Genomic DNA, 13,692 nt, shown 5'->3' on the forward strand with positions numbered 1-13,692 from the left:
TTAACATTAGGTTAAAAGTTCTCCAATGCCTGGCCCTCGTCCCTTTGAATAGGATATGGAGGGCAAACAAGAAGCGTCCCTCTCAGGACATCATCATCCTCTTCATTCGTTGCCGATACAGCAATCTGAACGGTGTGGCTGCTCCGGCTGATTTCTGTCACTTCAAATAAAAACTGGACAGTGCCGTAATGGTATACCGGTTTTAAAAACTCGATATCCTGCCGTAAAATATAGCTCCCGGGGCCCGGAAGGTACTTTGAGACCGCCGAGGTAACAATTCCCGTCAGCATGATCGATGGCACAATCGGTTTCTTATGCGGAGTCTGGGATGCGTAATCATGCTGGATATACAGAGGGTTTGAGTCATTCGTCAATCCAAGATAAAGGAGCAGGTCCTTATCCTCAATTTTCTCGGTTAATGTAAGCTTCTCTCCTACAGAAAACTCCTGAATGGTTCTCCCAAGCTTCCGCTTCTTTCCAAGCAGCATTGCAGCTTTCCCCCTTAAAAAATCTATACATACTATTATTTGCAAAAAAATCGGGGAAAATCCCCGATTTTTTCCAGATTGCCATTAAGCCAGTACATCCATGACATTGCGTACTGCTTGTGCCGATTTATCCAGTGCGGCTTTTTCTTCATCAGTGAGCTCCAGCTCAATGACTTTTTCAATCCCGTTTGCTCCAAGGATGGTAGGAACACCAAAGTAGATTCCTTCGTATCCATATTCCCCTTCAAGGTAAGCGATGGAAGGAAGGACACGGCGCTGATCCTTAAGGATCGCCTCAACCATTTCGACAAGTGAAGCAGCTGGTGCATAATAAGCGCTGCCATTGCCTAGCAGGTTGACGATTTCGCCTCCCCCTTTTCGGGTACGTTCGACGATTGCATCGAGCCGCTCCTTTGGAATCAAGGTTTCCAGCGGGATACCGCCAGCATAGGAGTAGCGGACGAGAGGAACCATATCGTCCCCATGGCCGCCAAGGACAAAACCAGTGATATCTTTAACAGAAAGATTCAATTCCTGGGCAACAAATGTCCTGAAACGCGCACTGTCAAGGACACCGGATTGGCCGATTACCCTGTTCTTGGGAAATCCGGACTCTTTGTAGACCGTGTAAGTCATTGCATCTACCGGGTTGGTCAGCACCACGATATGGCAGTCAGGAGAGTGCTTTACGATTTCCTGTGTAACACTCTTCATGACCTTTTGATTGGTCTGGACAAGGTCATCACGGCTCATTCCGGGCTTGCGTGCAATTCCCGCAGTGATCACGACCACATCGGAACCGGCTGTGTCTTCATAATTGGACGTGCCGGTGATATTCGAGTCAAACCCTTGTACAGGGCTCGCTTCCAGCATATCAAGAGCCTTTCCCTTTGTCGGATTCTCCATTTGCGGAATATCGACCAGCACAACATCTCCCAATTCCTTCTGGGCCAATAAAAAAGCCGTTGTCGCTCCAGTGAAGCCGCCCCCGATGACAGAAATCTTTTTACGTTTCAATGACATAGTCCCATCCTCCTAAAACATTTAATAATCTATTAACTGTAAAAGCACAGCCAGATTCCAACGTTTTATACACAGGGGGCTATCCATGCGTTGAATAGCCCCCTTTGATGAATTATTTCATGTTCTTGATTAGTTCGTCACCGAATTCGGAGCATTTTACTTCGGTTGCTCCATCCATCAGGCGGGCAAAGTCATAAGTGACGACTTTGGAAGCAATTGTTTCCTCCATTGATTTCACAATCATGGAAGCAGCTTCTGTCCAGCCAAGGTGTTCAAGCAGCAATACGCCTGAAAGAATGACAGATGATGGGTTCACCTTATCCAATCCTGCATATTTTGGCGCAGTTCCATGCGTAGCTTCAAAGATTGCATGTCCTGTTTCATAGTTGATGTTCGCTCCCGGAGCGATTCCGATTCCGCCAACCTGTGCAGCAAGCGCATCGGAAATATAGTCTCCATTCAGGTTCATGGTCGCAACAACATCGAACTCTTTTGGACGTGTAAGAATTTGCTGAAGGAAGATGTCGGCAATTGCATCCTTCACGATGATTTTGCCAGCAGCCTCGGCATCAGCCTGCGCTTTGTTTGCTGCATCTGCTCCCTGCTCATCTTTAATTCTGTCATACTGTGCCCAAGTGAATACTTTATCACCGTATTCCTTTTCAGCAAGCTCATAGCCCCAGTTCTTGAATGCACCTTCAGTGAACTTCATGATATTGCCTTTATGTACCAGTGTAACGGACTTGCGGCCTTCTTTAATCGCATATTCGATCGCTGCACGCACAAGACGGCTTGTTCCTTCTTCGGAAACCGGCTTGATTCCGATTCCTGAAGTTTCAGGGAAGCGGATTTTGTTAACGCCCATTTCATCTTGCAGGAAGCTGATCAGTTTCTTTACTTCATCCGAACCTTTTTGGTACTCGATCCCTGCATAGATATCCTCTGTGTTTTCACGGAAGATAACCATATCTGTATCCTGTGGGCGTTTAACCGGGGAAGGAACACCTTCGAACCAGCGCACAGGACGCAGGCAGACAAACAGGTCAAGTTCCTGGCGCAGCGCTACGTTCAGGGAACGGATTCCGCCGCCGATAGGAGTTGTAAGAGGTCCCTTGATCGCAATCAGATACTCGTTGATTACATCAAGTGTCTCGGAAGGAAGCCATTCTCCTGTTTGGTTGAATGCTTTTTCTCCTGCCAGGACTTCTTTCCAGACAAGCTTGCGCTCACCTTTATATGCCTTTTCAACAGCAGCATCCAGTACTCTTGATGCGGAAGCCCAGATGTCGGGGCCTGTTCCATCGCCTTCAATAAATGGAACAACCGGATTGTTTGGTACGTTTAATACTCCATCTTTTACCGTGATTTTTTCACCTTGTGTCATCTCTCTATCTCCCTCCATAATATCCCAAAATGGAAGGCCGGCGGCAATGCACCTAGCCTTCCATATTTGCAAAAGCCCTGCAGCATGATAGGTCATGATGCCAGTCTGCTTTCGTACTATTCTATTAGAACAATTTTTTTGAAAAAAGTAAAATGTTGCGAATCTATCAGCCTCTAAGCTCGACTGCAACATAATCCTGTTTGCCAGGACCATTGTATTCCGCACGCGGACGGATCAGGCGATTATTCTCGTATTGCTCCAGAATGTGGGCAAGCCATCCGGAAACACGGCTCACAGCAAAAATCGGCGTGAACAGGTCATGGTCGATGCCAAGGCTGTGGTATACAGATGCAGAATAGAAGTCCACGTTAGGCGGAAGCTTTTTCTCGCCGGTAACAATTTCTTCAATCCTTGTCGACATCTGGTACCAATGCGGCTCGCCTGTAAGTTCAGTCAGCTTTGCGGACATTTCGCGCAAGTGCTTGGCGCGCGGGTCACCCTGGCGGTACACCCTGTGTCCAAAGCCCATGATTTTTTCCTTATTATCCAGTTTTTGACGGATATATGGTTCAACATTTTCAAGGGTGCTAATTTCTTTCAGCATCTTCATGACAGCCTCGTTCGCACCGCCATGAAGAGGACCTTTCAGGGCGCCAATCGCGGCAGTCACACCGGAATAGACATCGGATAAGGTCGCTACACACACACGTGCAGTGAATGTGGAGGCATTCAGCTCATGGTCCGCATGAAGAACCAGCGCTTTATTCATCGCTTCAACTGCGACCGGCTCAGGGTCTTTTCCTGTCAGCATGTAAAGGAAGTTGGCTGCGAAGTTCAAATCTTCCCTTGGAGCAATCGGCTCAAGACCTTTGCGGATACGGGCAAATGCTGTCACGATTGCCGGCATTTTTGCCTGCAGGCGGATGGCTTTGCGGTAGTTTGCTTCCTCATCCATCTGGTCTGCTTCCTCATCGTAAAGCCCCAGCAGGGAGACAGCTGTCCTGAGTGCTGCCATTGGATGGACCGTATCGATCGGGTACATTTTAAAGTGCGCAAGCACCTCTTCCGGCAATGCCATATTGCTGGCAAGCTGCTGTTTCAGTTCTTCCAGCTGGGCGCCTGTAGGCAAAGTGCGATGCCATAAAAGGTAGATTACTTCTTCGAAACTTGCGTTATCAGCAAGATCATCGATGTCGAACCCTACATATGTAAGTGTGTCATCGATGATGGAACTGATCGAGGAGGTAGTTGCCACTACTCCTTCAAGACCGCGTGTAACTGTCATACAAATCTCTCCCTCTTTTGAATATTTTCCCCATTCTTTTCTATTTTCATAGCTGAAAATGGAATGCATCTGCCAAAAACACGAAATTTCTGACTCTTTTAAAAAATACAGTCCTTTTGCCGTCCTTCCTGACTTTCTCGTTCCATCGAGCGGTTGCTCAACCAACGCACAAAAAAAGAAAATGCTTACATTATTGATTAAGGAAAAACCCGGATTACGGGTATGGGACTTATAAAAAAGGAAGGGCTGGTATAATTACAAGTCCTATTATAAACAATTCTCTGACATTTGTGAACGAAAAGTACTTAAAAGACAAAAAAATTGTTATTTCACAAAAAAACCATTCATCATTTCGATGATTTTCATCGCTGCATAAGCTATTCCCGCACCAATCAGAGGACCTACAGCCACGCCCTTGAATAAGGAAACGGACAAAACCGTCCCAAGGACAAGAGCAGTGGTAATATGAGGATCTTCCGCGAGCAGGGTTACCCCTCCCTTTGCAAGCAGGGCGACAAAAATTCCTGACAAAAGGGCGACCCATGCATATGGGGACCTGAAAGCCGCTGTCAAATCCTTGAAACCGACGTCTCCGCTTGCGATGGGAGCCAGGACGGCAATTGTGATGATGGTCACTCCCCAGTTTATCCCTTTTCCCTGCAGGAACGAAAACACCTTAGAATCTACTCCGAAAAGCTTTAGTATAAAAAGAACGGCAACTGCAATAATCAAAGATTGGTTTTTTACAATCAGGGCGATTGCCAGCAACAGCCCTAAAAACAGAAACGGTTCAATCCCCATTTTTTCACCCTTCCATAGCAATGTTATTTTAACATAACTTAAAATCTATCCACAAAAGATTCGCCTTCATCCTGCCTGCTGCATGTAATCCCCCTTTTTCGCAAGAGAAGGAGTTTTCCCTCTTCCTGGCGAATGTTTCCTGTAACTTCTCCATATGTATTACATTAAAGGCGTTATTGGCCAAGCTAATCCAATGAAGGTAGTGGGAACGATATGAATCCAATTTACGCAAGCAGAGTATTGAGAAGTGTTCTGGTATTATTTGTTTTTATTTCTGCCATCCTCTCCATTTATTATTTATCCAAAATTACCTACCCATTTATCATTGCCATTCTGATTGCCTTTTTTATGAATCCCATGGTTGATTTTTTTGAAAAAAAGGCAAAAATGCCGAGGGGCCTTGCCGTGGTTATTTCTTTATTCCTTATTGTCGGCCTGTTTGCCGGACTGATCACCCTCCTGGTTGCCGAAATCGTCTCTGGAGCAGAGTACCTTGCCCTGGTGGTTCCCAATCATGTCGAAACTTTGGTGGATTTTCTCGAGCAGCTGTTTGCCGCCCAGGTCATCCCGCTTTACAACCAGCTTTCAGGGCTGTTTAACAACCTTGATGTTGGCCAGCAGGATACCATTTTGCAAAACATCCAAAGTGTTGGTTCCCAGATTGGGACAACTGCAGGAAATTTCATTCAGGGATTTTTCGAGAAGATACCAGCCATCCTTGGCTGGTTCCCTAATGCGGCTACCGTCATCATTTTTTCTTTGCTTGCCACTTTTTTTATCAGCCGGGATTGGCACCGACTGTCCACTTTTGGAAGATATTTGCCCAAAAAGGCAAAGTCCAGCGGAAAAACAGTATTTGCCGATTTGAAAAAGGCCCTGTTCGGTTTTATCCGGGCACAGCTGACGCTTATTTCAATTACTACGGTCATCATTCTTATCGGCTTGCTGATCCTCAAAGTGGATTATGCCATCACGATTGCCCTGGTGACGGGAATCGTTGATATCATCCCGTACTTGGGGACAGGGGCCATATTTGTTCCATGGATCATTTTTGAAGCTGTAGCCGGCGATATGGCCAGGGCCCTTGGCCTCGGGATCCTTTATGTTGTTGTACTTGTCCAGCGCCAGCTCATGGAGCCAAAAATCCTTTCATCAAGCATCGGCCTGGACCCTCTTGCAACCTTGGTCAGCCTGTTTGCCGGGTTCAAGCTGCTTGGCTTCCTGGGATTGATTGCCGGGCCTGTCACCCTCGTCATCATTACGACATTGCACAAAGCCAATGTTTTCCGCGATTTATGGGAATACATAAAGGGCAAGGAAGAGAGGCCTTTATGATATATGGCGGCAATGCAGGCCGAAATAAAAACGCCAGCATATCAGCTGGCGTTTTTATTATCTAAAAATGGTGATGGATCCCTTATCCAATTTTCTCTTCAGGAATCTATACAGACGCGCCTTGAAGAACTTTCTTGTTGGCGGAGCGAGCAATAAGAACCCAATTGCGTCCGTGACGAACCCAGGAGCCAGCAGGAGCGTCCCTCCGACAAGGATGCAGACTCCGTCAAGCAAGGCATCTCCCGGCATCATGCTCCTTCTTAGATTGTCCTGAAGCTTTTGGAGTGTCGCCAAGCCTTCTTTTTTAGCAAGGTAGGCGCCCAGGACCCCGGTCAGGATGATTAAAAGGACCGTTAACGGAACGCCAATCGTCCTTCCCGACCAGATCAGAACCCCTATTTCAAGCGCCTGGACCACAAGGATGGCGAGAAAGAGATATCTCATCGCTTACAAGACATTTGCATGGCCGTTAAGGATTACCCCTCTGCGGGCATCGACCGTAATCTCCTGGCCTTCCTGGAACAGTTCCATTGCATTTTCGACACCGACAATTACGGGGATTCCGACATTCAGGCCAACGACAGCCGCATGGCTGGTCAATCCGCCTTCTTCGGTAATCAGGGCCGCGCATTTTTCGATGGCAGGAACCATCTCCCGGTCAGAACCGATGGTGACCAGAATGCTGCCAGGAGTTACCTTATCCAGAGCTTCCTGGGCATTGCGGGCCAGGACCACTCTTCCGAATGCAGACTTGCGTCCAATTCCCTGGGCTTTCGCAAGTACATCTCCCACCACATGGATCTTCATCAGGTTGGTTGTACCTGCTTCTCCAACAGGAACCCCAGCAGTGATTACCACAAGGTCGCTATGCTTCACCAATCCGCTGTTCATGCTTTCCTCAACCGCATTATCAAGCATCTCATCGGTTGTTTCAGCTTTCTTGCCAAGCTGCGGATAAACGCCCCAAACAAGGGCAAGGCGGCGCAATACAAAGTCATTTGAGGTGACAGCAACGATAGGAGCCTTTGTCCGGTATTTGGAAATCATCCTTGCTGTATGGCCGCTTTCAGTCGGCGTGATAATCGCGCTGACATCAAGGTTTAATGCTGTATGGGCAACAGACTGCCCAATGGCATCTGTAATGCTGTGTTCTGTGTTTTTGCTTCTTTCTGACAGAAGGTCTTTATGGTTAAGAGCCTGCTCTGCACGGGAAGCGATATTATGCATCGTCTGGACAGCCTCTACAGGGTAGTGGCCGGCAGCTGTTTCACCGGAAAGCATGATTGCGTCTGTCCCATCGAAAATCGCATTGGCTACGTCACTGGCCTCCGCACGAGTCGGCCTTGGGTTGCGCTGCATGGAATCAAGCATTTGCGTCGCTGTAATAACCGGTTTGCCCAGAATGTTGCATTTTTTAATCAAATCTTTTTGTACCAGCGGAACTTCTTCAGCCGGAATCTCAACGCCAAGATCACCCCTCGCGACCATTAGGCCGTCAGAAACAGCAAGGATTTCGTCGATGTTGTCGACACCTTCCTGGTTTTCAATTTTAGGAATGATGTTGATGTAATTGGCATTGTTTTTTTCAAGAAGCTCGCGGATTTCCAGCACGTCGGCCCCTCTGCGGACAAAGGAGGCAGCAATGAAGTCTACACCTTGCTCGATTCCGAACAGGATATCCTGTGCATCTTTTTCGGTAATGCCTGGAAGTTTAACCGAAACTCCAGGAACGTTCACACCTTTTTTATTCTTCAGTGTTCCGCTATTAAGGATTTTTGTCCTGATTTCCTGGCTGGCACGGTCAAGGCTGATTACCTCAAGGCCAATAAGCCCGTCATCCAGCAGGATTTTTGCACCGGAATGGACATCCTCAATCAAACTGTCATACGTGACCGAAAACTTCTCTGTTGTTCCGAGAACTTCTTTCATGGAAACGATGATTTCGTCGCCGGCCTTAAGTTCAATTGCACCATTTTCCATGTTGTGGGTACGGATTTCCGGTCCTTTTGTATCGAGAAGGATTCCGATGTTTTTCCCAGTTTTCTCGGCAGCTTCGCGGATATTTTTAATCCGCTGGCCGTGTTCCTCATGGTCTCCATGGGAGAAGTTCAGGCGTGCCACATTCATGCCTGCCTCCATTAGACTGGTAAGATTCTCGATACTTTCACTAGCTGGACCAATTGTACATACAATTTTAGTTTTGCGCATTTATTGCAACCTCCTGGTTTGTGACAAATTAAATTGAGAGTTCTTTTGAAAGCTTGTATAGATTCATATCAAGGTTGTGCGGCTTGCCCAGAGCCTCGATAATGTCGTAATCAACCATTTCATTTTTTTCGATTCCTACAGCACGTCCGCCTTTTCCTTCAAGCAAAAGCTCTACGGCGCGCGCTCCAAGCCTGCTCGCGAGAACGCGGTCTTTTACAGTAGGGGAGCCGCCGCGCTGGACATGGCCAAGCACCGTTACCCTGGTATCGAAGTCCGTTTCTTCTTTGATGATCCGCCCAACCTCATATCCGCTCATGACACCTTCAGCCACAATGATGATACTGTGCTTCTTTCCGCGTTCCTGGCCTTTTTTGAGCCTCAGGGCAATATCCTTGATATCATGTTTTTCTTCCGGGATCAGGATGGTTTCCGCCCCGCCGGCAAGGCCGGACCATAGCGCGATATCGCCGGCATTCCTGCCCATAACTTCAATGATGAACGTTCTCTCATGGGAAGACGCGGTATCCCTGATTTTATCGATTGCATCGATTACCGTATTCAAGGCTGTATCAAAGCCGATTGTGAATTCAGTACCAGAAATATCGTTATCAATCGTACCTGGCACCCCAACACAAGGGAATCCTTGCTCAGTCAGAGCTTTTGCTCCCATGTAGGAGCCGTCTCCGCCAATAACGACAAGCCCATCGATGCCATGTTTTTTCAACTGCTGGATTCCCTTTTGCTGGCCTTCGCGCGTTTTGAATTCCTCGCTTCTTGCCGACTGGAGGAAAGTTCCGCCTCTATGGATAATGTCACCAACAGAACCCAGTTCCAGTTTTTGGATATTCCCATTCATTAAACCGGCATAGCCACCGTAGATGCCATGTACCTCCACATTATGATAGATGCCCTTTCTGACTACTGCTCGTACTGCCGCATTCATTCCCGGAGAGTCTCCTCCGCTGGTCAGCACCCCAATTTTCTTCATAGCCAATCACCTCGTTAAAATGTCCTATATGTATGCCCTATCTGCAGTCAGCATCCCTGCCCTTAGTTTGGACAGGAACACTTGCCAATATTTCTAAAATACCATGAAGGATGGTCCATCTCAACTTAATACTGGTGTTTTAGTCCATAGACGGAATAATAAATAAACTGGAAGCGTTTTATTAGTCTTAACGCCATTCTTATTGTTAAAACCACAAAAAAGAAACGTGCCTAGTTTGGCACGTTTTTAATTTACCCCGATGTACTCATTAAAAAACGAATATTGGCCAATCATCTTATATTTTTTATATCGATGTTCAACCAGCTCTTCTGCCGAGAGGCTGCACAACTCTTTGAAAGATTTCTTTAAAACGGCCTCTATTTCCTTCGCCTGCCCATCGACGTCCTTATGGGCGCCACCCTTTGTTTCAGGAATGATTTCATCAATCAGGCCGAGTTCCTTTAAGTCAGGTGCCGTTATTTTCATGGTTTCCGCTGCTTTCCTGGCCAATGAGGCGTCCTTCCAAAGAATGGAGGCCGCACCTTCAGGAGAGATGACCGAGTAGGTGGAATTCTCCAGCATATGGATATGGTTGCCGACGCCGAGAGCAAGCGCTCCGCCGCTTCCGCCTTCCCCGATGACGATGCAGACAACGGGAACTTTCAGCCCCGCCATTTCAAACAGGTTCCGGGCAATGGCTTCGCTTTGTCCTCGTTCTTCTGCCGCTTTTCCCGGGTATGCACCCTTTGTGTCAATAAAGCAGATAATCGGCCGTTTAAACTTATCTGCCTGTTTCATCAGCCTTAATGCCTTGCGGTATCCTTCCGGATGGGGCATGCCGAAATTCCGGCGGATGTTTTCCTTTGTATCCTTGCCCCTCTGATGGCCTATTACAGTCACAGGCAGGCCATTAAACTTGGCAATGCCGCCCACAATGGCTTCATCATCACCAAAGGTACGGTCCCCATGGCATTCAAAAAAGTCGTCAAACAGCCTTGAAATATAATCCAGCGTCGTCGGGCGTTCCGGATGGCGCGCAATCTGGACCCGGTCCCATGGCTTTATATTTTCATAAATTTCCCTTTCGAGCTTTTCAAGGCGAGCCTCCAGCTTTTCGATTTCATCTGTAAAATCGACATCTGTATTCTTTGTATATTCCTTCAGCTCCGTTATTTTTTTCTTCAGCTCAAGGACTGGTTTTTCAAATTCTAAAGCTCCTGCCAATTCAATTCCCCTCCCGGTGCATGGATTTCCAATATCGCTCCTACTTTTTCACGAAGATCCAGTCTGGAAACAACGGCATCAAGCTGCCCATGCTTCAGCAAAAATTCAGAGGTCTGGAAATCCTCCGGAAGCTCCTCGCGAATTGTCTGCTCAATGATCCTTCTTCCGGCAAAGCCAATCAACGCACCCGGCTCGGCAAGATTATAGTCCCCCAGGGAAGCAAAGCTTGCTGACACACCGCCTGTTGTAGGATGAGTCATAATGGAAATGATCAGCCCTCCATTGTCGCTGAATCTCTTCAATGCGACACTTGTCTTGGCCATCTGCATCAAGCTTAAGACACCCTCCTGCATCCTCGCTCCGCCAGAGGCTGTAAAAATGATGAAGGGGACCCTCAATTTGTCTGCCATCTCAATCGCAAGGGTGATTTTTTCGCCAACGACGGAACCCATGCTTCCCATGCGAAAACTGGCATCCATAATCGCAATGACTGTGTCCATTCCCATTACTTTTGCCTTTCCGGTGACAATCGCCTCATTCAACCCGGTCTTCAGCCTGTCCTGCTCAAGCTTTTCTTCATAGCCGGGAAAACCAAGCGGGTTATCTGATTTCATGTTGGAATCGATTTCGGCAAATGTCCCGCCATCCACGAAACTTGCGATTCGCTCCCTGGAATTCATCTGGTGATGGTAATCGCAATGGAAGCACACTTTCAGGTTTTTCACCAGCTCTTTGGTGTACATGATTTTTTTACAGTTTGGACATTTTGTCATAATCCCTTCCGGAACATCCTGTTTGGCACTTTCGGAGGGTATTGTGGCATATTTTTTCTTCTTTGTTTTCGTAAAAAGATCTTTCAGCAAGGTGTAACCTCCCTATTTATTTTGAAAAGACTTTGCGCTGTTGCTGCAAAAGTGGCCAGACCACTGAGTTGGAAAATATCAGGCCTGCCTTTTGGCTTCCACAAGCCTGTCCTTTACTATAGAACATCCGGGAGGTGATTTTTGTTGATTGGTGTCGTCAAACCTCCGACAAATTCCGGAGCTTGCGGTAAGCAGCCTCCACCAAATTCTCATTTCCCTGTGCAAGGGCGTCGGCTAGCTCAAGATATTGCTCCTTAGTCGGCTGGAATTCATGAGTGTTCAAAGAATGGTAATAATCTTTCAATATCTGCCAAATCCTGTATATGAGATGATTATCTGCCAGCATGGCAATCTTCCCGAAAAACCGGTCATCATCAACGTTATGCTCAGCCACCCATTTTTTTAAACTGCTGAATTCCTTTTCACCGTTCTTCATGAGGGCGATCTCAAGACAATCCCTTTCCACAAAATGCTTTGTTTCAATAACATCGGCAATTGCTTTTTTATCCTGGAGGATGAAAGTACCCAGCAGCTGGACGAGCTGGTTCCCGCGGAAATCCCTTATATAGGTTCCCTCTCCGCGCCTGGTTTCAATCAACCCAAGAAGTTCAAGGGCTCTTAAAGCCTCACGAACGGAAGAGCGTCCGGCATTAAGACGCTCGGACAGCTCCCGTTCTGAAGGAATTTTATCGCCAGCCTTCAAGCCGTCTTTTTCAATCATGGCTCTCAGCTGGCGGACAATTTCAATGTAAACCTTTTTCGGGCTATCATCACTGGTAATGGACAGCCTCTCATTCACCTTTTTCAATAATTGACAGCCTCCGCGTCCGTTCCTTAACTTCCTCCGGATCCACTTTGATTCTGGCAACTCCCGTCTCCATCGCTGCTTTTGCCACCGCTGCGGCAACCTCTGGCGCGACCCGCGGATCGAATGGTCCGGGAATGACATAGTCAGCGGAAAGCTCCTTCTCACTAATCAATCCGGCAATCGCTTCAACCGCCGCCACTTTCATTTTTTCATTGATATGTGTTGCGCGCACATCCAGTGCACCACGGAAGATCCCAGGGAAGGCAAGGACATTGTTTACCTGGTTAGGGAAATCGGAGCGCCCTGTTCCAATCACCTTGACCCCTGCAGCCTTTGCTTCGTCCGGCATGATTTCCGGCGTAGGGTTGGCCATTGCAAAGATGATTGGGTCCGGATTCATCGTCTGAATCATTTCGGGCGTTAGGGCACCCGCTGCGGAAACACCAATGAATACATCTGCACCCTTAACGGCCTCGGCCAAAGTGCCTTTAACGTTTTCCCGGTTTGTATATTTTGCCACCTCGGCTTTGATGTCGTTCATCCCCTGAGGCCGGCCCTCATAGATGGCACCCTTCGTGTCACACATAATAAGGTCGCGGACACCATAGGAATACAGAAGCTTGATGATCGCAATTCCGGCTGCCCCTGCCCCATTGGCGACCACCTTTATCTCATTCATCTTCCTGCCTGTGATTTTCAAGGCATTCACAAGGCCGGCAACCGTCACGATCGCGGTTCCATGCTGATCATCATGGAAAACAGGGATATTGGCTTCCTTTTTGAGGCGTTCTTCAATGACAAAGCAATTCGGCGCCGCAATATCCTCAAGGTTGACTCCGCCGAATGTTGGCTCCAGCAACTTGACCGTCTCAACGATTTTATCAACATCGGTCGTGTTCAGGCAAATTGGAAAAGCATCCACCCCCGCAAAACTTTTAAAGAGTACAGCTTTTCCTTCCATAACCGGCAGCGATGCCTCAGGGCCGATATTCCCCAGACCAAGAACCGCTGTACCATCGGAAACGACCGCCACCATATTGCCTTTCATCGTATAATCATAGACGGTTTCGGGCTTGTCATAAATCTCCTTGCATGGCTCTGCTACTCCAGGAGAGTAGGCAAGACTCAAGTCCCTGGCATTCCGGACGGGAACCTTTGATCTTGATTCCAGTTTCCCTTTGTTCGAACTATGCATATGCAATGCTTCTTCTCGTAGTGTCAACTAAAGTCCACTCCCTTTTCTGATTAAAAGAAGGTGCTCATTCTGTTTTACGAAAATCTCAAG

General features: G+C 47.5%; 13 protein-coding genes. 1 reads left to right on the forward strand and 12 read right to left on the reverse strand.

All coding sequences use genetic code 11. From position 1 onward, the window contains the following. Positions 1-11: 11 nt before the first annotated feature. From WQ57_RS09075 to WQ57_RS09095, 5 genes are all read right to left on the reverse strand, one after another. Complete coding sequence (locus tag WQ57_RS09075) at positions 12-488, reverse strand: MaoC/PaaZ C-terminal domain-containing protein (protein ID WP_046523437.1); 477 nt, start codon at positions 486-488, stop codon at positions 12-14. Positions 489-572: 84 nt separating this feature from the next. Beyond that, positions 573-1,511 (reverse strand): malate dehydrogenase, encoded by a 939-nt coding sequence (gene mdh / locus WQ57_RS09080; RefSeq protein ID WP_046523438.1) that lies wholly within the window; start codon positions 1,509-1,511, stop codon positions 573-575. Positions 1,512-1,623: 112 nt separating this feature from the next. Further along, entirely contained in the window at positions 1,624-2,895 is a 1,272-nt protein-coding gene (icd, locus tag WQ57_RS09085) for an NADP-dependent isocitrate dehydrogenase (protein WP_046523549.1), read from the reverse strand. Positions 2,896-3,061: 166 nt separating this feature from the next. After that, positions 3,062-4,180 (reverse strand): citrate synthase, encoded by a 1,119-nt coding sequence (citZ, locus tag WQ57_RS09090; RefSeq protein ID WP_046523439.1) that lies wholly within the window; start codon positions 4,178-4,180, stop codon positions 3,062-3,064. A gap of 324 nt (positions 4,181-4,504) precedes the next feature. Continuing rightward, the gene (locus tag WQ57_RS09095) at positions 4,505-4,981 is read right to left on the reverse strand and encodes a DUF441 domain-containing protein (RefSeq protein ID WP_046523440.1); all 477 of its coding nucleotides are present in this window, start codon (positions 4,979-4,981) and stop codon (positions 4,505-4,507) included. Positions 4,982-5,194: 213 nt separating this feature from the next. Between WQ57_RS09095 and ytvI the strand changes: the two genes are divergently transcribed. After that, complete coding sequence (gene ytvI, locus WQ57_RS09100; protein ID WP_046523441.1) at positions 5,195-6,316, forward strand: sporulation integral membrane protein YtvI; 1,122 nt, start codon at positions 5,195-5,197, stop codon at positions 6,314-6,316. A 57-nt stretch (positions 6,317-6,373) separates the two neighbouring features. Here the strand turns inward: ytvI and WQ57_RS09105 are convergent, their stop codons facing one another. From WQ57_RS09105 to ystJ, 7 genes are all read right to left on the reverse strand, one after another. Then, on the reverse strand, positions 6,374-6,760 hold the full coding sequence (locus WQ57_RS09105) for an FxsA family protein (protein ID WP_046523442.1): 387 nt from the start codon (positions 6,758-6,760) through the stop codon (positions 6,374-6,376). Positions 6,761-6,763: 3 nt separating this feature from the next. Beyond that, entirely contained in the window at positions 6,764-8,524 is a 1,761-nt protein-coding gene (pyk, locus tag WQ57_RS09110) for a pyruvate kinase (protein WP_046523443.1), read from the reverse strand. A 28-nt stretch (positions 8,525-8,552) separates the two neighbouring features. After that, the gene (gene pfkA, locus WQ57_RS09115) at positions 8,553-9,512 is read right to left on the reverse strand and encodes a 6-phosphofructokinase (protein ID WP_046523444.1); all 960 of its coding nucleotides are present in this window, start codon (positions 9,510-9,512) and stop codon (positions 8,553-8,555) included. A gap of 246 nt (positions 9,513-9,758) precedes the next feature. Further along, positions 9,759-10,736 (reverse strand): acetyl-CoA carboxylase carboxyl transferase subunit alpha, encoded by a 978-nt coding sequence (accA, locus tag WQ57_RS09120; protein WP_046523445.1) that lies wholly within the window; start codon positions 10,734-10,736, stop codon positions 9,759-9,761. Next, a complete protein-coding gene (accD, locus tag WQ57_RS09125; RefSeq protein WP_046523446.1) occupies positions 10,721-11,599 on the reverse strand; it encodes an acetyl-CoA carboxylase, carboxyltransferase subunit beta in 879 nt (292 codons plus the stop codon). Before accD ends, accA begins: the two co-directional genes overlap by 16 nt. Positions 11,600-11,756: 157 nt before the next feature. After that, complete coding sequence (locus WQ57_RS09130; RefSeq protein ID WP_046523550.1) at positions 11,757-12,320, reverse strand: FadR/GntR family transcriptional regulator; 564 nt, start codon at positions 12,318-12,320, stop codon at positions 11,757-11,759. A 70-nt stretch (positions 12,321-12,390) separates the two neighbouring features. Continuing rightward, positions 12,391-13,629, reverse strand: a complete 1,239-nt coding sequence (gene ystJ, locus WQ57_RS09135; protein WP_046523447.1) for an NADP-dependent malic enzyme — start codon at positions 13,627-13,629, stop codon at positions 12,391-12,393. Positions 13,630-13,692: the final 63 nt, after the last annotated feature.

Origin of the sequence: Mesobacillus campisalis (assembly GCF_000986785.1) — a bacterium.
Taxonomy (GTDB): Bacteria; Bacillota; Bacilli; order Bacillales; family Cytobacillaceae; genus Mesobacillus_B; species Mesobacillus_B campisalis.